We start from the raw sequence: 24,499 nt of genomic DNA on the forward strand, positions 1-24,499 counted from the left end.
GGAGATTTCATATCATTTATCGAATCTTTTGAACAGAAGTGATGCATTATGCCCGCCAAAGCCGAATCCATTGGAAACAGCATATTCGATATCATGTTTGACAGCAGTATTCGGTGTATAATCGAGATCACATTTTTCATCGGGATTTTTCAGATTTATAGTAGGGGGCACAAGACCATTTTCTATTGCTTTCAGAGTTATTACAGCTTCTGCTCCGCCGGCAGCTCCGAATAAATGACCGGTTATTGATTTTGTGGCACTTATTTTTATATTTTTTGCATTTTCGCCAAAAACAGACTTAATAGCATTTGTTTCTGATATATCTCCTTCTTTAGTACTTGTGGCATGCGCATTGATGTAATTTACTCTTGAAGGCTGTATTTCCGCCATGGATAAAGCCAGACTCATTGCTCTTTCGGCACCGTGAAAATCAGGAGTCGTCATATGAAATGCATCTGATGTGGCACCATAGCCGACAACTTCCCCGAGTATTTCAGCACCGCGTTTTACGGCATGTTCATATTCTTCAAGAAGGAGTATACCGGCACCTTCTGCAATTACAAAGCCGTCGCGGTCTTTATCAAACGGTCTGCTGGATTCTAAAGGATGGTCATTGTTTCTTGACATTGCTTTCATATTTGAAAAGCCGGCAAAGGTCAGCGGATTTATCGGAGCTTCTGCACCTCCTGCAAGAACAGCATCTGTATAGCCGTGCTTTATGCTTAGAAAGGCCTCGCCTATAGCGTGATTTGACGTGGCACAGGCAGAAACAGGTGAGAAGCTCGGACCTTTGAATCCTGTATTTATAGATATGAAGCCGGCAGCCATATTGGTAATCATCATAGGAACCATAAACGGCGATACACGTCTGCTTCCTTTTTCCAAAAATATCCTGTGGTTTTTTAGGATGGTATCAAGTCCTCCTACACCGGAACCTATATAGATTCCAACCCTGTTTTTATCAAAGGTATTATCACTGACACCTCCTGATTCAAGGGCCTGAGCAGCTGCGGCATATGCATACTGAGTAAAAAGATCAGTTTTGTTGATATCTTTTTTATTCATATATTTTTCTGCATCAAAGCTTTCGATATAAGCCGCTATTCTTGTAGGGATATCAGAAAATTCAGGATCCTCTATCAGCTTTATTCCTGATTTTCCTTCGGCGATATTTTTCCAGAATATATCGACATTATTTCCCAGTGCGGATATAATTCCATATCCTGTGATAACTACTCTTTTCATTTAATTACTCTCCTTTTTGTCCAGAAAATCATAAAATTCTTTTTTTATGGACATAACAGATTCTTTGTAAAATTCTTCTCCCAGAATACGTCTGTATTGCAGTGCCCCTTTGAGGGCGAGGTAGGAATTCACTGCCTGTGAATAGTCGGTTAAGCCGGGGGCATACTTTTCAACCAGTTTTTTAAAATGCTCAATTTCCATTTCTGTGGTCTTTTTTAGTTCTTTCTTTAATTTAGGCGAAAATTGATCAAAGTCTGACTGTAAGCTGGATATAGGACATATTTCCCCGGATTTTATGGTGTTTATTCTTGTTTCTGCAAAAATCCACGGGTGTAATCCCTGTTTAAGAATTTTGCCGCTGCCGTCTTCAATTTTTGACTGAAGGTATTGACAGACAGCTATGCCGAGATCTTCTTTCTTTTCAAAATGATGATGTACTGCTGCTTTGCTTATTTTTAGTTTTTGTGCGATATCATCATAACTGAAAGAAGAATAGCCCTTTGTTTTTATTAATTTTATAGAATATTCAATAATTTTATCCTTTGTAGATATCAAAATATAAGACTTCCTTTCCATTTATACTTACTTACTGATAAGTATGTAAATGTTAGCATGTTTTGAAATTTTAGTCAAGTCAGTATATTTTGAGATAATAATCTGGGAAAATAACAGGGCAGTTTTTGTTGACTGTTTTATACAGTAATGTTATATTGATGATATTGCGGCGTTTAATATATGGAGGTAAAAAATGGAGATTCTTTTTTCTTTTTTATTATCATTTGTGTTTTCTGTAAACACGATGGTATCAAACAGTAATGTAAATTTACAGAAAATTTTTGATGAAAATAAAATTACAGGCAGTGTTACTATTTATGATTATAAAAATAAAATCTGGATTTACAGTAATGAAGAAGATTCCAAAATAAGAAGACTCCCGGCTTCTACTTTCAAAATACCGAATTCCCTTATTTTTCTTGAAGAAGAAGTGGTTAAGGATGAAAATGAAGCAATGGAATGGGACGGAATAAAGAGATATATTGAAAACTGGAATAAGGATTTGAATCTGAGGGAAGCCTATGAATATTCAGCTTTATGGTTTTATATGAAAGGTGCCGGAAAGATAAAGAGTGAAAAATATAAAGAATATCTGAAAGAATTTAATTATGGAAATCAGATTGTGTCAGAGAAAAAGAATTCATTCTGGATTGACCGGAGCCTGAAAATTTCTCCGGAAGAACAAATAGATTTTCTAATAAATCTCTATGAAGAAAAATTCATGCTTTCTGAAAAAACCTATAAAATTGTAAAAGACATTATGATAAATGAAAAAACTCCGGAGTATACGCTAAGGGGGAAAACCGGCTGGGGAAGAGAGGGTGCGGAAAATATCATATGGTATGTGGGGTATATCGAAGCAAAGGAAAATGTATATTTTTTTGCCGTAAGAATTATAAATGCTTCTGAGGAACGAAACAGCTATCTACTGGACTTTAGAAAACAATTAACTATGATGGCTTTCAGAGAGCTGGGAATAATTAATTAATCTGATATAGAGAAAATAAAAATAAGAAGATTTTTCACGAGACAAACCATATAAAAATTAGTGTTTGATATTTGAAACACTGTTTATATACGGATATAAAGCTTGAGCTCCTTATTTTTCAATGGTTTTAAAAGAAAAATAGAAAAAAGAAGAGTTTAAAAAGAGCTTGAAAAAAATTCATGAATGTGTTATTATATTTTGTATTGTAAAAAGGGCATTCCGCTTTTATAAACAGTTATAAAATGAATGTCACGTAAAGAAGGGAGGAAATTTCTTGAAAGAGAAATTAATCGAGCTTGTAGAAAAAGACCAGTTGAAAACAGACATACCGGAATTTAAGGCAGGAGATACTGTTGCAGTTCATTATAAGGTAAAAGAGGGAAATAAAGAGAGAATACAGGTCTTTGAAGGTGTAGTTATAAGAGTATCTGGTGGAGGTATTTCTAAGAATTTTACTGTAAGAAAAGTTTCATCAGGAGTGGGCGTAGAAAGAATTATGCCTATTAATTCTCCACTAATTGAAAAAATAGAAGTTAAGAGAATCGGTAAAGTAAGAAGATCTAGACTATATTATTTAAGAGAATTATCAGGAAAAGCTGCTAGAATTAAAGAAATTAGAAAGTAGCTTAAGGCTAGCAAGTTGGCTAGCTTTTTTTATATAAATCACATGAAGGCGGTCATATATGAATTTAGTATTATGGGGTGTGTTCTATGTCATTCTGACAGGGATATTACTTTACTTTTTTATAAAGGAAAAAGTTATAGTTGAGTGGTTAAAAGAAAAAGAAAAAAATATTGCGGACAGACTGGCATCAAAAGGTGATCTGGGCAAGATGAAAAAGACTGCCGATATAATAACAGTAGTACATATAATTATTCTGGCACTTTTATTCTGGAAAATAATGGATTCAGGTCAGGATCTGGATTTTTCATTTAAAAGAAATATAATCATGGTTGTTTTTGCACTGAATGCCGGCGTGCTGATTCTGAGAAAGAAGCAGGAATGGGCTTTTGTAGTAAATGCTCTTCTTCTTGTATTGGGAAGACTTATGATGGATATGCAGGGAATATATCTCTATTCATATCTGGCACTGGGGTGTGTATTATTTCTGGTGGAAATATACCTTTATCAAAGTCAGATATTTGAAGCGGTACACTTAATAGAGACTAGTATTACTGCCGTAGTTATCGTACTTCTTATACAGAACTTTTATCTGGGGAATTTTATGATTCCTACAGGCTCAATGAGACCGACAATAATCGAAAATGACAGATTTTTTGCCAATATGATATCATATAAATTTCAAGACCCTAAACGCGGGGATATTATCGCATTTAAAGAGCCTAAGGATAACAAGCTTCTTTATACCAAAAGACTTGTGGGACTTCCGGGCGAGACATTAAGTATAGATGATAACGGAGAGCTTGTCATTAATGATAATGTAATAGAAATGAAGGCTCACTTAATAGGACAGGGAAAGAAAGCTCTTACAGTAACTAATGAGGGGCTTGTAGTTATTCTCCAGAATGGTTACGATAATCGTACCGGGACAGTATACGACGAAGTAATAAACTTTAAGACAAATCTTGAGGGAAAAGAAGGTACGCCTATACAGGTAGACAAAAAGGGAATTCTTTTTTCCGACGGTGAGATGCTGGATACGAGAGTATTTTACAGAAAAGAAGGCTTTCTTGGTTTTGCAGGTAAAATATACATACCTAAAAAAGATGATGTAGTAAAACTGGGAAAAATATATAAAATGATAATAGAACAGGAAATATCTACGCAAAGCTATGTAATAAACTATGTGGAAGTACCTTTGGAAGAGATAATGGAACAAGTAAAAGCAGGTGAAAAATTTACAGATATATTCTATAATACCGATAATTTCAGAACAACCGGCGAGACATATATTTATACTCTTAATGTAAAGGGAAAAGATGATACGGTTATGAATATACTGGATTTTAAATATAATAAAGACACTATGAATTCACTCCTGGCAGGTCAGGAAATTACGCTTACGCATGATTACTACTTCGCAATGGGTGATAACAGCAGTGACAGTGATGACTCGAGATATTGGGGTTATGTACAGGACAGCAGAATAAAAGGGAAGCTTTTATTTAGATTCCTTCCTATAACTAAGTTTGGGATCGTAAAATAAATGGAGGTTTTAATTTCCGAAAAAATAAAAGATTATGATAATATAATAAAAATTCATAATCTTTATTTTGATAATAAATGGCAGCCAAATGATATTGAGAATATGAACAGAACAGAAAATTACGGTTTTATAGTTATTAAGAAAGATAATGAAATAGCGGCTTATTTAATTTCGTATGACACTTTGGACAGTATTGACCTGTTTGAGATAGCTGTAGACAGCAGTTATCATGGACAGGGAATGGGAACAATACTTCTGAAAACATTATCTGAAAAAAACCGTAACAGGGATATATTTCTGGAAGTAAGTGAAGATAATGAAAAAGCGCTTTTATTATACAAAAAAAATAATTTTAAGCAAATTTCTTTAAGAAAAAATTACTATAAAGACAATAAAAGTGCTATAATAATGGTGAGGAAATATGATAATTGAGTTTTTAGAAAGTAAAAGAATAATTAAAAGCAGGGAAATAGCGGGTTATCTTGAAAAAAACGAAGTATATCTGACACATTCCATGCTGAAAAAATTTACAGAATTAGCATATGAACTGGAAAACAGCACTGATGAAAATTTTTATGAGAAACTGTCGGAAATAAAGCTGGACATGAAAAAATCCAAAAAAGACAGGGGAACAGAGCTCATAGAAAAGATAGAAAGAATGAAAATGCCGGTATATTCTGATACTTTAAGAGAATTTGAAAAAAGAATACGGAAGATAAAAAACAGTCAAATAAGTGTCAAATATCCCAGAGAACTTGAAGGAGGAGAAATTCTGCTGGAAATAAAGCTAAAAGATCACAGGGATGTGAAAAAATCACTGGACAGCTTAGATAAAAACAGAGAGATTATTGAAGAAATGATGAGAATTTTTGAAAACGGTATTTGGGAGGAATAAGTATGAGAGGATATTTTAGTATGATTCTTCACGCTCATCTGCCTTATGTTAGGCATCCAGAATATGAAGAATTTTTAGAAGAAGACTGGCTTTATGAAGCAATAAGTGAAACTTATATTCCTTTATTAAATATGTTTGAAAACCTTACAAGGGATAAAATTCCCTGGAGTATTACAATGACTATGTCTGGTACTCTGGCAAACATGTTAAATGACGAACTCTTAAGATCAAGATATGAAGTAAGTCTTAATAAGTCGCTGGAATTATGCAGGCTTGAAGTGGAAAGGCTGAAAGATCAAGAGGAACTCCTGAATGTAGCTAAATTCAACTTAAGCTTTTTTAAAAGGGCAAAAGAAACATTTCTGAGATATAACGGGGATTTGATAAAAGCATTTAAAAAGTTTCAGGATAATGGAAATCTGGAGATTATACCCGTAGCTGCCACTCACGGCTTCCTTCCATTTATGAAAGACTTTCCCGAAGCAGTAAATGCACAGATATTAATGGCAAAAGAAGACTATAAAAATAATTACGGAAGAGATCCGAAAGGAATATGGCTTTCTGAGTGTGCTTATTATCCCGGACAGGATAAGTATCTTGAAAAAAATAATTTGAAATATTTTATAGTAGATGCTCATGGTATAATGTTCAGTTCTCCAAAGCCTTTGTACGGAGTATATGCTCCTGTTTATACGGCTAACGGTGTAGCTGCTTTTGCACGGGATCTGGAGTCTTCAGAACAGGTATGGAGTTCCGAAATAGGTTATCCAGGTGACGGAGCCTACAGAGAATTTCATAAGGATGCAGGATATGAGCTGGATTATGACTATGTAAAACCATTTCTGCACAGTGACGGGGTAAGAAGAAATATAGGCATAAAATATTATGCTATTACTGACAAGAACAGCGGGGAGAAAAGAGTGTATAATCCCGGCGCTGCACATGACAGAGCTAAAGAGCATGCACGTGACTTTGTAAACAACAGGTCAAAGCAGATTGGATATCTGAAATCCCTTATGAGAACGAGAGAACCTATAGTGGTATCGCCTTATGATGCAGAATTATACGGTCACTGGTGGTTTGAGGGACCTGTGTTTCTGGAATGGGTCTTTAGATATATGAAAGACTCAGATTTTAAGAGTATAACACCATCAAGATATTTAGATAAATATAAGGTTAACCAGATAGTTGATGTAAATCTTTCAAGCTGGGGTGCAAACGGATATTATGATGTATGGCTTGATGAAAGAAATGACTATGTATACAGACATCTCCACAAGGCAGCACAAAAAATGATAGAGCTGGCAAACGGACGTGATCCTGAAACTGAACTGGAAGAAAGAGCATTAAATCAGGCTGCACGCGAGCTTCTCATGGCTCAGACTTCGTGCTGGGAGTTTATTATGTATACTGAAACAATGGTAGGATATGCCAAAAAGAAAATAAGCGATCACATAAACAGATTATATAAGATTTATGAAGATTTTAAGGGAAAGACTCTCGAAGAAGAATGGCTTTGTGAAATAGAGAGCAGAGATAATATATTTCCTACAATGAATTATAGTATATATAAGAGTGAGAGACTGTAAATATCTGGATTAATTTAAAGAATTACAATTACATTATAAATAGAACCAAGGAGATATTGCAGAAAATCAGTGCAAAATTTCTTATGGTTCTTTTTTATATTATGACAAACAGTTGTCAGGTTTTGTGTAATAGACTAATAATAAATGAAAAGAGGTGTTTTTATGAAAAGTTACGATAATTTTTTTCTTCCGGCTGATGATATGGAAGTCGCAGAGGAATATTATTCAGAAATTTTGGGATTATCAATAAAGTTTAAATTTGAAAATATCGGAATGACAGCTTTTAATGTAGGAAAAGAAGAACCTGCAATAATCCTGAAAGACAGAAAAATATATGCTGATATGAAGCCTACAATCTGGTTTACCGTGGATAATGTCATGGAAGAATATGAAAAACTATTGAAAAAAGGAGTGGAATTTCTCTCGGAGCCTTTTAAAATAAAAACAGGAATGGCAGCAGAATTCTGTGATCCCTTTGGAAACAGACTGGGAATAACTGATTATTCAGGTGTTCAAAAGTAAATTTCGGCAGGTATCTGACTGACAAAAGAAGAAATCTAACAGCATTAATATTTTAAATGACAGAAATCTGAAAAATAAAAACAGGAAAATATGAATAGAAGCAGATTCATTTTCTGGAAAATATCATTTTACAAATCTGGTGTATAAAAAAATAACTATTATATCAGAAGCTTCAGGAAAATAATATCGAGCTTTCCTGTCTGCTTCTGATATTTTAGTTATAAAAAAAGGTTATTTAGATTTTGATATATTTACAGCCGGCTTAATATAAATATTTTCTTTAGATAAGTATCAGCTGTTTTGAATATAAGCAGGATAAAAATATTAATAACGTGTTCTTTTCAGCCAGTTTCTGAAATATTCCCTGAACAGTTCGGGCTGTTCTATCTGCAGGTTATGCCCTGCCCCGTCAAGTATGGAAAAACCAGCACGAGGAAAATTATCAAGCAGTTTAAACATATCTTTGTAACCGACACTGTCATCCTGTCTTCCAGTGATTATAGCAGAAGGTTTATTATATGTAAGACTTTCAAAGTCGTTTTCAAAAGAAAAGCCATATCCATTCTCCCTATAACGGGCAAGAAAATCCTGATCGGCGATTTTAATTGACGGAAGTATATTAGTCCTATAGTCTGCCCATGTTTCATCTGTACTTATAACAGCCATTTCGTTGAATTCCTTGATTTCATTCTCAAAATCTCCGGAATCAGTAATTTTTTCTGAAAAAACAACAGTAAAAGAGGGAAGATTTCTTTCATTATAATCTGAAATAATGCACGGACACAGAAAAAATACTCCATCTGTCTGATGCTGCAGCTTTTTCAGTATTCCCATAGAAAGATAACAGCCGTATGATTCGGCAGCAAGCAAAAAGCTTTCTCCGTCAGTGATATAGTTAATAAATTCCAGAAGAACTTCCAGCATTATGTCTGCATTTTTTATCCAAGGTACGGCTTTTGTCTGCCCCATTCCCGGTAGATCAATATAAATTCGTTTATATTGTATTTTCTCCTCTTGAAACACAGGTTCAAGACAGCTTTTCATAAGATGATGATCTACTGTATAACCGTGTATACAGATAACGGGTTTGCCTTCACCGCAGATCTCGTAATGAATATTCAGATCCTTTATTTTATATTCCATATTTCCTCCATATTAAAAAAAACTTTATTAATTATATATTATAGAGGAAAAAAGCCGTAAAATCAAATCTTACTGTTGTTTTTACCTAAAAATCAGAACTATATCAGTATATTTTTTGATATAATATTTAAATTTTAAATTAAAAGCTTTTATTGCTTTCTGAAAGCACTTTCCAGCTTATATCAGGATAAGTGTATCGTCTTCTTTTTTGAGTTTTATTTTTAAAATTAACAGCCTTTTTAGGACAATACTGTATACATGCAGTACATTGTTCGCAATGATGTAAAAACTCAGGCTTTTTACCTTCCAGTTTTATATTTTCCACCGGACAGACTTTTACACATATTCCGCAGGAAATACAGTCATCCGAGACATTGAAAAATTTATCCTTGGCAGGAACGGCCTTCATCTCTTTGTGATACCACCATTCTAACAGCGGATTTTTATTTCCGGTTTTGTTTTTATACTTATTTTTAATGTTTTCGATAATAGGAATAAGGTCTTTAGCAGATTTTTCAGTTATTTCCTTTACATTTTCTTTCATATTATACATAACTACATAGTTTGAGAACATTTTTAATTTTGCTGAATAGTCAAGGTGAACGCCTTTCTGCTCCAGAAGCTCCTTTAACTGTACGAATCCATTGCCTATAATGCTGCCGCATGTATTAACCGTATAATAATAGATGTCTTTATCTTCCGGCAGTATTAATTTTGAAATATAGTCAGCGACTTTGGCAGGAAGACCTGCAAAATATACAGGATATACAAAACCTATACTTTCATAGCTTCCTTCAAATTCATAAATGTGACTGCTCCCCATCGGAATGATTTCCGCGTTTGAAATATTTTCTGATATAGTTTTTGCTACTTTGAGATTATTTCCTGTGCCTGAAAAATAAAAAATTAGATTTTTTCCCATATTTTTCTCCTTATAAAATAAATTTTAACTGTATCAAATATTTATTCAATACAATAGTTAGTTCTGTGAATTAACTATTTTTATAAATTTTGAATAAAAAATTTTCATTTTTACTCAATAACCAGACATAATAAATGTACAAGCTGTTTGTATTCCTCTTCTGTGAGTTTTTCCGCAATATATTTTTCAAGATCATTATGTGCCAGACGACAGCTGTTAAAAATTTTCAGACCATTTTTGGTAAGCTTTATATAAAATGTACGCTTATCTGTCATGGACTGCTCTTTATAAACAAGATTCTGTTTTATTAATTTATTTACAATAGCAGTTATTGCAGGCTTGCTCAAATTTAATTTCTGGGCCAGCTCTCCGTAAGTAGGAGACTCCATATCGCCGATGACATCAATATACTGAAAGAAATTTACATTAATATTTTCTGCGTTATATTTTTCCAGCTCATGTATTTTATAGTTTAAAAATCTTTTGGAAAGAATTTCAATAATATCTGCAAGTTTCATAATTATTCACCTGTTTTTACAAAAATAGTTAATTCATTGAACTAATTATATTATAGATTTATGGTAATGTCAACAGAAAAATAGAAAATTATTTAGAGGATCGTATTGTTTATGACTGGATATAGCAATAATAACTATATATTTTAAAAAAAGTGAAAATAAAAAAATCCATATAAAAAGCAGGTTATAAAAGCTATATACATGGATTTTTTATTATGATTAGTTATCTATAAAAGAGGTATCTCCTACTTTTTCAAGGGAAAATTTTCCGTTTTCTATTTTTAGGATTGTGAGACTGCAGTTTGGAACAGTTTCTCCGTTATATTCATCCGGAATATACAAATGTAAAATAGTCGGTATTATGTTTCCATGTGAAACAACAAGAGCATTTCCTCCCCCTTTTTCAGCAGTATCCTTAATAAGGAAGTCAACGCCTTCTTTAGCACGTTTTAGGATATCATCATAATTTTCAGCTGTTTTTGCAGGATCATTTCGGGCAATTGAATCAGCAATTTCCCTGTCAGTGGTAAGAGCCGTGAATTCTTCCCAGTTTGAACGGTCAAGCCTGAATTCCATATTTTTTTCCTCAAATAAAGGAACCCACATATTTACTTCGTCAATTCCTTCATAGCCTCCGTAATTCCATTCTCTGAGACCGAATACTTCCTGCAGCACGGGTTTTTCATTTTTATTGGCACTAAGAATGAATCCGGCAGTATCGGCAGCCCTTTTGATATCACTGGAATAAGCGGTATTAAAAACAATGTCCTTTATACCTTCACCAACTTTTTTCGCCTGTGATATTCCGAGCTCGCTGAGAGGGCTGTCAGTCCAGCCGTGTACTTTAGCTTCCAGATTAGAGACAGTTTTTCCGTGCCTTACAATATAAAGAAATATTGGTTCGTTTTGACATTCTGATTTTTCCATATCTTCCTCCCTGTATTAGAAAAATTTATTTGGCAGACTGATGGAATATATTCCAGAAAAACAGTCCGGCAGTATATTTTCTTAATAATTTTTACCTCATTTTCCGTGAGATTGCAACAGGAAATTCTGAATGGGACAGGATTTAGTACTGTATATTATGGGGGAGGGATTTCCTTGATGTTATTGTTGTATGGTTTTACAGTTATTTAAAATTTTACTTGCAAAAATGATAAAACAGGGATGGGATCAGAATTATAAGGGTGAAAAGCACTTAAGCAGTATCTCGAAATGTAAGAAAAGCTAATGCTTTGAGGAATGAGTTTTCATTTTTTTACATAATATATATAAAATGTTATAATCAAGGAAAAATATTGGAGGGGAATATGTCAGGAGTAAAAGGAAAGAGTGGAAGAAAGCCGGGATTTAAAAATCCAAATGCCGGAAGACCGGAGAAATCAAAAGAAAATAAAAAAGTAACATTAAGTATCAGAATTAGTCCTGAAAATTTGAAATGGCTGAATGAGAATATAAAAAATAAATCAGAATACATAGATAATTTATTGATAAATGAAAGAAACAAAAAATAACTTAATTTTAATAAAAGTATTGCTTAAATTAAAATGTTGTGTTATATTATTGATATAAATAAATGGAGGGATATCAATGATATCAAAAGAAACAATATTTAACACATTATTTGAGGAAAATATGAGAGCAGATTAATATGTGAAGCACCAAAGAAAGCTGGATGTGTTATCTAGCTTTTTTATATATATTCTGCTAAAATATTTTTAGGAATTTATAAAAGCCTGAAATTGCATAATTGGAGGAATACAGATGTTTGAAAAAAAATTCAAAAAATACAAACAGACCTCGGATACTTTTCGAATAGGAATATTATTAAGTATGGCAGGGGGATTTACAGATGCCTATACTTTTGTTATAAGAGGAAATGTATTCGCAAATGCGCAGACAGGGAATATAGTTCTTTTAGGACTTAAACTCGTAGAAGCAAAATGGGGAGAAGCTGTTTTTTATCTTTTTCCGGTTTCGGCTTTTGTTCTGGGAATTTTAGCCGCCGAATTTATCAGGGCAAAACTTAAAGACAAGAAAAGAATACACTGGAGACAGATTGTCATTCTTATAGAAATTCTCGTATTGTTTTTCTCGGTCTTTGTACCTCAGGGAAACTATAATGTTGTTGTAAATATAGCAATTTCATTTATATGTTCGCTTCAGGTTCAGAGCTTCCGGAAAGTAAACGGTAATTTGTCTGCAACCACAATGTGTACAGGCAATTTGAGAAGCGGAACAGAGCAGCTGTATAAATATATAGTGCAGAAAGACAGTGAGGCAAAAGAAAAATATATGATTTATTACGGATTAATACTGTTTTTTATAATCGGAGCAGTAATCGGAGCTCTTTTTACGGAAATACTGCGTGAAAAAGCATTATTTGTATGCTGCGGTATTTTAATAACAGTATTTGCTGTGATGTTTAGAGATGAAATGTAAAATTATAAATTTTGAGATATAATTTAAAGGAACAATGTGAAGAATAATGTCAGTAAAATGATGTTATTCTTTTTTAGTTTCTAGTATAAAGTAATTTACAGCATTGATAATGTCTGTCAATTAAAAGTCGAGAATAAAAAGCCAAAAATTTTAAAATAGAAAAATTATTAGTAGAAAATAGAAAAAGTTAAAATAAAATTCGCACTTGTTGAATTTTACGAATATATTTATATAAATATTGTACTAAAATAATTCTTTAAAGTCAATTTTAATATAAATAAAATATAAAAATAATAATTTGTCCGACTAATATTCAAGGCTTTATATGTCTATTTTTCATTCGTAAAATTCAACAAATGCGAATATTTAAATACATATATAGAGATTGTTATTTTGGAAGGGAGGTTTAATGAAAAAGATTATAATTTTGATGTCTATTATTGGGTGTTTTTCACTGGCAGCCAAAAAGAACGAAAAAACTCCTGAGATACCTGATATGAATGCACAAATGGAGAAAGCCGATAAAATAGAAAGCTATAGAGCCAAGAAAGATGTAGCATGGCATAAAACAGAATATAACAAGGTACTGAAATACCTTAACAAATCCAGAAAATAGGAGGCAGAATGAAAAGGATGATTTTGATTTTTTCACTGTTAACACTGTCATTGATGGCTTTTGGCGAGGAAGTAAACGTAGACAGATCAGTGGAAGAAAGTATAACAAAGGACTATGATCAGGACGGAGTTTATTCTTCATATGAAAAAGCTTTGAGAAGAGCTCAGGAGTCAGTATATGTAAAGCTTCCTGAAAAAAGAGGGTACTGGTATACAATACTGGACAGAGTAAAAGCAGAGGAAGAGGAACTGATGCCGGAAGAAATTAACAGAATGAGAAGAAGGTAGCACTTAGGGAGGAAAAATGAAAAAAACAATAATCTTGATATTTTTGACAGTAATGGGAACGATGCTTTATTCAGCGCCGACTTATGAATATAAAAGAGAATTAAGGGAAGGTGCAAGAGGAAAGTGGACAAATCTGAGAAAACATCTGAACAGCGGTCAAAGACTGGAAAAAGAGCTTATAAAAGTAGATAAACAGATAGATAAAAAAGTAAATGAAATACAGGAAATAGAAGATTTATTATTCAGAATAGAGCAGTACAAAGCAGCAAATAATATAAGATAACAGGGAGGAATAATGAAAAGAAATAAGAAATTATTAGTATCATTTCTAGCACTGAATGCGATACTAACATCTTACACACAGGCGGAAACGGTACAGTCCGCAAGATATGAGCGAATGTACAACAGTATAGTAAAAAATATGGAAAAAGGCAGTTCAAATGAAAAAACCTACCAAACAATAGAGAAAATATTAAATCAGAAAAATAAGGAATTAAAAGATTTGTATCTACAGGGAAATTATATAGTAAAGCCTGAATATCTGGAATGGCAGGTATTTTTTACAGGGTTTTATGATGAATACAGCGAAGGAAGAGATAATTCCCAAGAAAATGCAAGATATCACTCAAAGGTAACAGGTTATTATGATACAAACGGCAATTATATAGTAACAAGCGGAAGTATAAACGGACTGGCAGGAAAACCGCATCAATCATTACAACAGCCGAAAGAAATAGATTTGGGAATAGGGATACAGGTAAGAGAGCCAAACAGACAGCCAATATCTCTTGGTGTAGGAAAACCGTCAATGCCTTTAGTAACACCTATTACACCAGGAAGCCCTTCGATAGCAGCTATTAATCCCGTATTACCGCCGCTGGCCTCTTTTTCAATACCGACAATATTAACTCCAACACCTCCAACGCCTGTAACTATAGCAGCACCAACGATAAGCACAGTAGTAGTAAGCAGTTTTTCTCCTGTAACACCGACTATTATTGTTCCATCAACATTTACTCCGCCAACACTGACTTTTATACCAAGTGGTTTTGGTCAATCACCATCTCCGGCATTTCATCCTAATAGCACTCCAATGATAGAAAATGTAAGTGCTAAAACTTTAGATCCTGGAGGAGTAACAATAGTAACAGGTGGCGCGGCTGGAACTTGGAATGGAAGAATACAATATGGGAATACTGCATATCCAACTGCACCTTGGAATACTTGGCAAACCAGTGCTGCTTCGTATGCATCTAATGGTAGTCCAAATGCAGTATTTAATTATGTTGATAATTACGATTATACTATTGAAGGAGATTGGACATTTACAAATACAGGATCAACAAGAACAACTACAATGTTTTTAAGTTATAATCCATATGAAGTTGTTGCACCAGCAGGAAAAACGGTGGAATTTAAAGGGAACCTAACTATGAACCACACAAATCCAACATTAAATTACATGACATTGGGATTTGAGCATCAGTTGTTATATGGAGATGGCGGCGGGAATACTGCATCAATGCTGACAGGTTATTCAACATTACTAAATTCCGGGACTATCACTTTAAATAGTGGTCAAAATATGATTGCTATAATGATAGATTCAGAAGGAACCCAGTCTCCTTTAATGTCTTACACAATAAATAAAGGAACAATTGATATAAAAAGTACCCAGAGCATAGGTGTTGATTTTGGGCAGTATTTGAACAATGCTAGTATAGGGTCAGCTAATCCAAGAGTAACGGTAAGGCCGGGATATATATTGGTTGACGGGTCTGAAAATTATGGTATAAGGGTAGCAAATGTATTTACTGCTGATCCGACATATTATCGATATGCCAGTATAGACGGAACAAATCAGGGTAAAGGTGGAATAGTGGTTCAGGGAACGAAAAATGTTGGGTTATCACTATCTAAACAAATGGGAAGTAATCTGATAGGTAATATCTCTAACCTAAATATATCTGTAAATGGATCTGAGGGAATTGGAGTATTAAGAAGAAGTGATTATGCTCAAACAGGAAATATGGTTTTTACAGGAACTCATATTCAAACCCTTGATTTTGGAGCAAATGCGACAAAAAGTGTACTTTTAAGATCAGATAATGGAAATATAACATTAGATAGAAATATAACAATAAATAAAGGTTTAGGAAATAATGTAGTATTACAAGCAAATGGAGCAGGAACTTCTATTATTAACAATACATTGAGAACTATGACTTTGGATACAGGAGCAAAAACATCAATAGGATTACTGGCATCAGGAGGCGGATCTCTTGAAAATAAGGGAACTGTAGTCGTAACAGAAGAAAAGTCACAAGGAATAGCAGTTTTAGGAGGAGCTTCAGGGGTAAATAGCGGAACTATAACTCTTAATGGAAAAGAAACGTTAGGAGTGAATAACTCGGGAACTTTTACAATGTCTAGTGGGACAATCACTTCAAAGGGAGAAAATTCAATAGGTGTTTATGCTTCAGGTACTACATCAAATACTACTGTAAGCGGCGGAAGTATAACTGCTGAAAATGGAGGGATAGGACTCTATTCCGGAGATAATGCTACAATAAACGTATCAGGATCAAATATAATAACTGCAAAAGCTGGCGGTTTAGCTTTCTATAATCATGTTAATGGCGGAACAGTAACAGGGAAATATAATATAACAGCTCCGTCTACTTTAAAAGTGGAAGCAGGAGGAATGCTTCTTTATGCAAAAGTTACTTCATTATCTGGAATTACAAGCTTAGCAACAGCAATAAAGTCAGCCTTTATAGGTGCAGGAAATATGACAGCTAATATGGATCCAGGATCAAATATAATGTATATAGATTCACCTGGAGGCACTGCAAGCATAAATAGTTTTGCCGGATTACCAAGTTTAACTACAGGGTTCTTTAGTTTTGTCGGAACTGGATATAATGACTATGTAATGAATGGTTTTAATTTAACACTTGATAATACAGCGGAATCAAATTTAGATACAGGAGCATATGGAAAAATACAGTTTATCAATTCTGATATAACAGTTGCAAGTAGTATAAATGTTGTAGGAACTCAAGCAGGTCAAGTAGCAGTTGCTCAGAAAAATAAAAGCGGAAGCATAACTCCGACTGACAGAAAGATAATAAATAACGGAAATATTTTACTTTCAGGAGCAAATTCCACTGGTTTGGCAGGAGATTATATAACTATGACAAACAGCGGAACCGGAACTATAAAATTAGGTACAAATTCTGTAGGAATGTATATTGCTAACGGTTCTGAATCTTTGAATCAGGGATTAATAGAATTAGGAGCAGGATCTGTAGGAATGTACGGTAAAAATGATTTTGGAAGTACAGCAGCAGCTTACGGAAACAGAAAAATAAATATTGAAAACCAAAAAGATATAAAGACAGTAAGTGGCGGGGTGACTGGAGATGCTTTCGGTATATATGCAAATAATGCGCTGACATTGGCAGATTCATCGGTTAATCTGACATCAGCTTCAAATATAGATCTGAAAGGAACAGGAACAATAATAGGCGCATATTTGAAAAAGACAGACCTGACAAGTGCAGGAATAATAAAAGTGGAGTCTCTTGGCGGAACTTCGGTGGGAATATACGGAGATGAGAGTACAGCAACATCAATAACAGAAAGTATAGATATTTCCGGAGGAGCAGGAACAGGAATTTATCTGAAAAATTCGTCAATGAGCAGCGGTGCGTCTATTAACGTGGATAATGTTACTTCAGGGATAGGAATATACGTGGAAGCGTCTGCGGGAAACACTGCTTCCGGAGCAAATACGGGGACAATATCACTGGGTGATAATGTAACAGGAATGTATGCACTCGGAGTTTCGGCAGCAAATACAGGGACAGTAACAAATACAGGAACAATACAGTCACTGGCTACTTCAGCAGATAAAGCGATAGGAATGTATATAGGAAATCATGGAATAGGAAATAATTCAGGGAATATCTATCTGACAGCATTAGGAACTAATGAGGATCAGGTAGGAGTGTATAATTCCGGAACATTTAACATGACAGGTGGAAATATAGAAGTATATTCCAAAAACGGGGCAGGTCTTTACGCTACAAGTACAGCTTCATTATCAGGGGGAACAATAAAAACAGGAAATGGAGCTATAGGTCTTTATGCAGACGGGACAACAATAAACCTGTCTGGGACATATAAATCAATAGTAGAGAATGGCGGTATTTTTGCTTTAAATAACAGCGGTTCGGGAACTATAAATGTAACAGGAAATATAGCAGTGGATATAGAAGCCGGAGGAATGGCTTTTTCATCAACAGGAGCATTAAACACATATCTGTCAGGACTTGTAGCAGGTTCTGGAACACTTGAGATAAATCTGAAAGATCCTACATCAAAGCTGGCAATACTGGATTCTCCGGGAACTATACTTTTAAGTTCACTGGGGACAGCCTATGCACCGGGGTCAACAATAACACCAAATGTAAAAATATCAGCATCAAGTAATCCTAATTATACACCGTTTTCAATAACAAAAGGACATTTAGTAGTAGATCAGATTGTAAATCTGGACAGTACAACAGACAGTTATAATAAGTCCGATTTTATAAATTCAAGTGTGGATGTAAATTCTGCTATATCAGGAACAGGAACGGGACAGCTGGGAGTAGGACAGGTAAACTACGGAACAGGAGCAGCGGCAGCAGACAGAGCAAGAATAACAGTAAATAATAATAACACAATTGATTTATCAGGAAATAATTCCACAGGAATGCTTGCTGATTTTGGAGATATTACAAATACAAATATAATAAAAGTAACTGGTGAAGAATCAGTGGGAATTTATGGTGCAAACAGTGCTGTATCGACTAATACCGGAACAATAAATATAGGAAATAAAAGTGTGGGAATTTATGGAGTTAATTATTTATCAGGAGCAGAATTATATGGTGACGGAAAGATAATAATAAATAACAACGGAAATATAATTTCCACAGGAACGACGCACGGAGGATACGGAATATTTGCTAATGATACTGGAGCCCTAGGTTCAACGGTAACATTAGGTTCAGCATCCAATATAGATGTATCCAGCGGAGAAGCAGGAATCGGAGTGTATGCAGTAAATTCTACTTTAAGTATAGATGGTAATATAACAGTGGGAAAAGACGGAGTAGGAATATATGCAAGCGGAAGTACGGGTACAATAAACGGCGGAACGATATCATTAAACGGTGATAATGCAATAGGCTATTATCTGACTAACGGGAGTGTTTTCACTAATCTGGGAGGAAGTATAGCAGTAAACGGTCAGAATATAACATTGATGATAACAGATGCGAGTTCAAGCATAAACCTGACAACACCGTTTACGGTAACTTCAACACCGGGTTCTACATATGTAGTAGGAAATATGGTAGGAGGAGATTTCTATAATAATACATCTGCTACATTAGGTTCAAACGGGTCATTGATAAATGGAATAGGAACAGTTGCGTTATTTGGAACTGCTTCAAATATAAATTCAACAGGGACAAATGTATCGGGAATGGTGTTGAGCGGACAGCATGCTTCAATTCCAGTTCCAGGACATGTGGTGTCGGGATCTGCAATAACAGTGTATGAAGAAGGGACGAATTTAGGTGTAATAGCACTGGGAGATTCATCAGCAGGAATGTATCTGACAGGAGGAGCCCGTGGAAGAAATGAAGGAATAATAACAATAACTAATAATTCAGTAGGAATGTATGCTGAAGGAACAGGCTCATATCTGGTAAATAATAACGGAATAATAACTGTGGGACAGGAATCGACAGGATTATTCCTTAAAGACGGAGTAAGTATTTCCAATACAGGAACAGCCGAAATAAACAGTACAGGGTTGAAAGCTGTAGGAATATATTCGGAAAATAATTTGGCGGGGTCAGCAACTGTAACAAACAGTAATAAAATAGACTTAAGCGGGGACCAGTCAATAGGAATATATACAACAGGAGAAAATAATGTAGCAAATACAGGAATAATAAATATAGGTAATTCATCAAGCCAGACACAGCCAGGTGTGGGAATATATGCAGATCATGCAGGGAGCAGTATTACAAATTCGGCTACAGGTTCTGTAAATGTAGGGGATAATTCAATAGGGTTATATAACCTAAACGGAAATGTAACAAACAGCGGAGCAATAACAGCAGGAAACGGCGGAACAGGAATATATTCCGAAGGAGGAACGATAACTTTAAATGCCGGATCATCAATAATAACCGGTCAGAATGATGCTGTGGGAGTATATGCAGTAAATCAGACAGGCATAGTAACAAATAACTCGACAGTATCTGTAGGAGACGGGTCATATGGATTTGTGTTTACAGGAGCAACAGCACCGACATTTATAAATAATCAGTCAGCTGTGATAGGAAATAACAGTATATTTGTATTTTCGGATTCGGCATTATCAGCAGATAACAGCGGAATATTAACAATGACAGGCTCTGATAATATAGGATATTATTTGAAAAATGGAGGGTCTTTCACGAATAATATGGATATAATAGGTAATTCCGGAGTATCAAACATTGGAGTATACGCAAAAGGAGCCAATATAATAAACAATGCAGATATAATTTTGGGAGATTCCAATCTTGTAGAACATACAGATGCAGGCGGTGTGAAATATAAGACAGGCTATTCAGTGGGAATATACGGAGAAGATTCCAATATAACAAATAATGCAGGAAATACTATTCAGGTAGGAAAAGAAGGAATAGGAATTTATGTAAAAGGTTCGGGATATACAGCGGAAAACTATGGAATAATAAATGGTTTCGGAAATGATGCAAAAGGTATATTTGCAGCTGATTATGCAATAGTAAATAATTATGGAACGATTAATATGACTGGTGATAATGTAATGGGAATAGTGGGACAGAACGGAGCCCAAATATATAATCATTCAGGCTCGGTAATAAATGTAAGCGGAAATGATGTAACAGGAATATATCTGGCAGGAGATGATACAAAACTTGTGAATAACGGAATTATAAACATTACAGGAACAGGTCTGGGTATCTCTTATACTCCGACGGTGGAATTAAGTAATGTAACAGATACGACAGGTACAACACAGGGTTATACATCAAAGCAGTATGATCTTCCTGATATGCCTACAGTGGTAAATTCGGGCATAATAAATATAAATGTAGGCGGAAATTTTAATTATGACGGAATAAGAGTAATAGTAACAATAGATCCATCTACAAATACACCTACTACTAATTCATCAAGCCAGGTAGGATTCGGCGGGACAATACCGAATAAACTTGAAGTAGCTCCTGATTTTGCAGTAGGAACAGCAGCAGACAGATATGTATTTGAGAATATATTCAAAGGAGCAACAGGAAAAGGAGAATATATATCGCAGTCACTGACATGGGATGCAACAGCTCAGGGAAGCAATCTGATAATGACAAGAAAACCATACATGGATTTTACAGATGGATTATGGTTTGAGGATTTTGGAAAAATATTAAATGAAAAATATGCTGTTACAACAGGAGAAGGCAGAAAGATATTTGATAAGATTAACTACATAACAAATGAAGCAGATTTCAGACATATAATGGCAAGTATGGCAGGAAATGTATATGCCAATATAAATCAGAGAGAATATGACATAGCAAAAGCATTTGAAGAATCACTTCATATATTGCAGGATTCATCAAATAATACAAAAGAAAATATAAAAGTAAGTCTGATAGGCGGAAAAGGTAAAAATAAAGAAGAAACTGACGGAGTAACAGGTTATGATTATACAACAACAGGAGTACTGGCATTAAGAGAAGTGGAAAGAACTTACAGACACACATTCGGGTATTCACTTGGATATCTGCATACAGGCTTTGAATTCAAAGACGGAAATGAAAGTGAAGAATGGGTGGATACAATCCAGCTGGGAGTACATAACAAGTATAGATCAAATGGATGGAAAGTAGTAAATGATCTGACAGGAAGAGCAAGTATCCATAATGTGGACAGAAATATAGACTGGCCGAGTCCTAACAGCAGATCTGAAATGGACGGGACATATGAAACATACAGTATAACAAGTGACAATATACTCGGAAAAGAATTCGGATTAGGCAAAAAAGCAAGTATAATGCCGTACGGAGCCTTTAAGGCTATGTATGTAACAAGACCTGCATTTAATGAAAGCGGACTGGAAGCTCTTGAGGTGGAAGGAAATGATGCATGGAGTGCGAAGCCGAGAGCAGGGGTGGAGCTGAAAGGTGCACTACCTTTAGGAGCTAACTGGCAGTTAAAAGGAGCTCTTGATCTTGCATACGAATATGAGCTTGCAGACCTTAATGAAAGAGAAAAAGCAAGACTGATAGCAATAGAAGACGGCTATCATAAATTATCAAAACCAGAAGATGAAAAAGGAACATTCAGAACAAGAGCAGCAATAGGAGTAGAGGTAGAGGACAGATACGGAATATTCCTGACAGGAGAATATTCAACAGGAAATGATAAAGAAGATGATTACAGAGCAGGAGTAACTTTAAAGGCAGTATTTTAATTAATAAAAATAGAAAGCAGAGTGTTTCCGGAAAAAACCTGGTATGTTCACTCCGGAAACATTCTTTTTCTTATTAGAGAATTAAAGCAGAAGAAAACCACAGAAAGTATGAATATGAAAATTTGAAATTCGGATTATCTTAATACTATATTTATTATGGAATGAGAATAGAAAATCAGGTTCTAAAAGACCTGATTTTGTTAAGTAATTTATAAAAAAATTGTATTTTTGAAATAATAGTTGTATAATCAAAAAAGAAGGCTGTTATAATTAATTATAATATTAACAGGATGCAGATATGTGTAATTTAGTGTGAATAATCGGGTCATTTTTAATTTATTTTTTTTGAGCCTATATTTCTTTAAAATATTTTAAATGCTCAACAAAACTAAATTTTGGAGGTAGGATAAATGGCAAATGGAAATAATGTGAAGAAGAGACCTGATTATCTGTCTGATGATCATTTAAACACTGGAACAAAAGAATATCTGAAGGTTTTAAATTCAGGAGATACACCGGTAGAATCATTGCCGCCTGCAGAAGCACGAAAGGTTCTTGAAGGTGCTCAGTCTTCTGTGAATGTAGATTTATCAGGTATTGATGAAGAAGAAAAAACCATTGAAACAGACGGCTTCAAAATTGTCATAAACATCACAAGACCAAAAGGTGCGAAAGAAAAACTGCCTGTTTTCATATTTTTGCACGGAGGCGGATGGGTATTGGGAGATTATCCAACACACAGACGTCTGGTGCGTGATATTGTGGTAGAATCAGGATTTGTAAGTGTATTTGTAAATTATACAAGATCTCCGGAAGCAAAGTTTCCGCAGGCACTTGATGAAATTTATGCCGTTACAAAATGGGTCGCTGAAAATGGAGATCAGATAAATGTTGACGGGAAAAAGCTTGCCATTATCGGAAACAGTGTCGGAGGAAACATGACTATTGCGACTTCCATGAGAGCTAAACAAAATAACGGGCCGGAAATTAAATGTCAGGTATTGATGTGGCCGTATTCCAATGCTTCGACTGATGCAGATTCATATATTGAATACGGGGAACAGAGATTTTTGACTACTCCGCTGATGGAATGGATGAGAGATAATTATATACGAACACCGGAAGATCATAAAGATTTTTTTGTTTCGCCGGTGCTTGCTGAAAAAGACCAGCTGAAAGGGCTTCCGCCTACATTGATAGAGGTAGCGGAAAATGATATTTTGAGAGATGACGGAGAAACATTGGGACGACATCTGGATGAAGCCGGAGTTTATGTTTCGACAGTACGTTTTAATGGTGTTATTCATGACTGGGGTCTGTTGAACGGGTTTGCAGAACTTGCTCCTGTTCAAAGTCTGGTTTTGCTTTCGGCAGCAATGCTGAAGAAATATCTTAAATAAGAAACTGATTTTGTAATTTTCATAAGAAATTATAGAATACGGTATAGAAGGGCTGTATCAAAATGAAAAATTTTGGTACAGTCTCTATTTTTTATATTTAAAGAAATTTTTTTGCAGTATCTATAATTTAAAACAAAAAAATCAAAGTATTTCTTATCTTCTTTGAAAAAATATTCTTTATTTTTTCTAGTCTAAAAAATAAAATATTAGGTGGAAACTTTCCTGGCATGAAATTCAAGAATGGCATGGTTGTGAAGCATGATTTTATACTGTTAAAATTTTAAATGAACTTATATGAAAATACTGAATCAGTTAATTATGATTATTCAGTATTTTTTATTTTGAATTATAAAATATTAAGAGTCGGTTTATGCTTTGACAATGTAAAATAGAATTGACTTTACGAGTTGTTTTTATTAAAATATAAGAGATAGTATAAAATCAATAAAATTAGTATGCTGATTTTATTGTGAAAATAATTTCAATGAGAGGAGATAAGGTAAAGTAATTTCGAATTTAGCTAAATTATAAAGAGTTTGTGGTATATTTGAGAGAATAGTCAGAAAGTTTTTATAATTAAAGTATGGGGAAGGCTGTCTTAATTAAAATAACATCTAAAAAGTTTTTTATTATTTAAGACAGA

The 24,499-nt window shown here is 34.4% G+C and carries 20 protein-coding genes; 14 read left to right on the forward strand and 6 right to left on the reverse strand.

Features of this window, described 5'->3' with window-relative positions:
- Positions 1 to 12: 12 nt before the first annotated feature.
- Both fabF and STERM_RS01505 read right to left on the reverse strand, forming a co-directional pair.
- Entirely contained in the window at positions 13 to 1,245 is a 1,233-nt protein-coding gene (fabF, locus tag STERM_RS01500) for a beta-ketoacyl-ACP synthase II (protein ID WP_012859782.1), read from the reverse strand.
- Positions 1,246 to 1,800 (reverse strand): TetR/AcrR family transcriptional regulator, encoded by a 555-nt coding sequence (locus STERM_RS01505; protein ID WP_012859783.1) that lies wholly within the window; start codon positions 1,798 to 1,800, stop codon positions 1,246 to 1,248.
- Between the two features lie 193 nt (positions 1,801 to 1,993).
- On the opposite strand from STERM_RS01505, the gene STERM_RS01510 reads away from it, so the two are divergent.
- The 7 genes from STERM_RS01510 to STERM_RS01540 all read left to right on the forward strand — a co-directional run bounded on the left by STERM_RS01510 (position 1,994) and on the right by STERM_RS01540 (position 7,962).
- Positions 1,994 to 2,788, forward strand: a complete 795-nt coding sequence (locus STERM_RS01510) for a penicillin-binding transpeptidase domain-containing protein (protein WP_012859784.1) — start codon at positions 1,994 to 1,996, stop codon at positions 2,786 to 2,788.
- Positions 2,789 to 3,062: 274 nt separating this feature from the next.
- Positions 3,063 to 3,413 (forward strand): 50S ribosomal protein L19, encoded by a 351-nt coding sequence (gene rplS / locus STERM_RS01515; RefSeq protein ID WP_012859785.1) that lies wholly within the window; start codon positions 3,063 to 3,065, stop codon positions 3,411 to 3,413.
- A gap of 58 nt (positions 3,414 to 3,471) precedes the next feature.
- Complete coding sequence (gene lepB / locus STERM_RS20965) at positions 3,472 to 4,956, forward strand: signal peptidase I (protein ID WP_012859786.1); 1,485 nt, start codon at positions 3,472 to 3,474, stop codon at positions 4,954 to 4,956.
- Positions 4,957 to 5,388, forward strand: a complete 432-nt coding sequence (rimI, locus tag STERM_RS01525) for a ribosomal protein S18-alanine N-acetyltransferase (protein ID WP_012859787.1) — start codon at positions 4,957 to 4,959, stop codon at positions 5,386 to 5,388.
- Positions 5,378 to 5,851, forward strand: coding sequence for a hypothetical protein (locus STERM_RS01530; RefSeq protein ID WP_012859788.1), 474 nt, complete (start codon positions 5,378 to 5,380; stop codon positions 5,849 to 5,851). The genes rimI and STERM_RS01530 overlap by 11 nt, the downstream gene beginning before the upstream one ends.
- 2 nt (positions 5,852 to 5,853) lie before the next feature.
- Positions 5,854 to 7,440 carry a glycoside hydrolase family 57 protein gene (locus STERM_RS01535; RefSeq protein ID WP_012859789.1) on the forward strand — a complete coding sequence of 529 codons (1,587 nt, stop codon included), beginning with the start codon at positions 5,854 to 5,856 and terminating at the stop codon, positions 7,438 to 7,440.
- 162 nt (positions 7,441 to 7,602) lie between these two features.
- Positions 7,603 to 7,962: a VOC family protein gene (locus tag STERM_RS01540; RefSeq protein ID WP_012859790.1), complete on the forward strand. Its 360-nt coding sequence runs from the start codon at positions 7,603 to 7,605 to the stop codon at positions 7,960 to 7,962.
- A gap of 324 nt (positions 7,963 to 8,286) precedes the next feature.
- On the opposite strand, the gene STERM_RS01545 is transcribed toward STERM_RS01540, so the two are convergent.
- From STERM_RS01545 to STERM_RS01560, 4 genes are all read right to left on the reverse strand, one after another.
- Positions 8,287 to 9,105, reverse strand: coding sequence for an alpha/beta fold hydrolase (locus tag STERM_RS01545; RefSeq protein WP_012859791.1), 819 nt, complete (start codon positions 9,103 to 9,105; stop codon positions 8,287 to 8,289).
- 139 nt (positions 9,106 to 9,244) lie between these two features.
- Complete coding sequence (locus STERM_RS01550; protein ID WP_012859792.1) at positions 9,245 to 10,027, reverse strand: EFR1 family ferrodoxin; 783 nt, start codon at positions 10,025 to 10,027, stop codon at positions 9,245 to 9,247.
- Positions 10,028 to 10,137: 110 nt separating this feature from the next.
- Positions 10,138 to 10,545 (reverse strand): MarR family winged helix-turn-helix transcriptional regulator, encoded by a 408-nt coding sequence (locus STERM_RS20970; RefSeq protein WP_012859793.1) that lies wholly within the window; start codon positions 10,543 to 10,545, stop codon positions 10,138 to 10,140.
- Positions 10,546 to 10,764: 219 nt separating this feature from the next.
- Positions 10,765 to 11,472 (reverse strand): histidine phosphatase family protein, encoded by a 708-nt coding sequence (locus tag STERM_RS01560; RefSeq protein ID WP_012859794.1) that lies wholly within the window; start codon positions 11,470 to 11,472, stop codon positions 10,765 to 10,767.
- Between the two features lie 383 nt (positions 11,473 to 11,855).
- Between STERM_RS01560 and STERM_RS01565 the strand changes: the two genes are divergently transcribed.
- From STERM_RS01565 to STERM_RS01595, 7 genes are all read left to right on the forward strand, one after another.
- A complete protein-coding gene (locus STERM_RS01565; protein WP_012859795.1) occupies positions 11,856 to 12,059 on the forward strand; it encodes a hypothetical protein in 204 nt (67 codons plus the stop codon).
- 250 nt (positions 12,060 to 12,309) lie between these two features.
- Positions 12,310 to 12,987, forward strand: coding sequence for a YoaK family protein (locus tag STERM_RS01570; protein ID WP_012859796.1), 678 nt, complete (start codon positions 12,310 to 12,312; stop codon positions 12,985 to 12,987).
- A gap of 409 nt (positions 12,988 to 13,396) precedes the next feature.
- On the forward strand, positions 13,397 to 13,603 hold the full coding sequence (locus tag STERM_RS01575) for a hypothetical protein (protein WP_012859797.1): 207 nt from the start codon (positions 13,397 to 13,399) through the stop codon (positions 13,601 to 13,603).
- An 8-nt stretch (positions 13,604 to 13,611) separates the two neighbouring features.
- Entirely contained in the window at positions 13,612 to 13,890 is a 279-nt protein-coding gene (locus STERM_RS01580; protein WP_012859798.1) for a hypothetical protein, read from the forward strand.
- Positions 13,891 to 13,906: 16 nt separating this feature from the next.
- Entirely contained in the window at positions 13,907 to 14,173 is a 267-nt protein-coding gene (locus STERM_RS01585) for a hypothetical protein (protein WP_012859799.1), read from the forward strand.
- A gap of 12 nt (positions 14,174 to 14,185) precedes the next feature.
- The gene (locus STERM_RS01590; RefSeq protein WP_012859800.1) at positions 14,186 to 22,456 is read left to right on the forward strand and encodes an autotransporter domain-containing protein; all 8,271 of its coding nucleotides are present in this window, start codon (positions 14,186 to 14,188) and stop codon (positions 22,454 to 22,456) included.
- A 410-nt stretch (positions 22,457 to 22,866) separates the two neighbouring features.
- On the forward strand, positions 22,867 to 23,856 hold the full coding sequence (locus STERM_RS01595) for an alpha/beta hydrolase (RefSeq protein ID WP_012859801.1): 990 nt from the start codon (positions 22,867 to 22,869) through the stop codon (positions 23,854 to 23,856).
- Positions 23,857 to 24,499 lie beyond the last annotated feature (643 nt).

The organism is Sebaldella termitidis ATCC 33386 (genome assembly GCF_000024405.1).
GTDB classification, from domain to species: Bacteria; Fusobacteriota; Fusobacteriia; order Fusobacteriales; family Leptotrichiaceae; genus Sebaldella; species Sebaldella termitidis.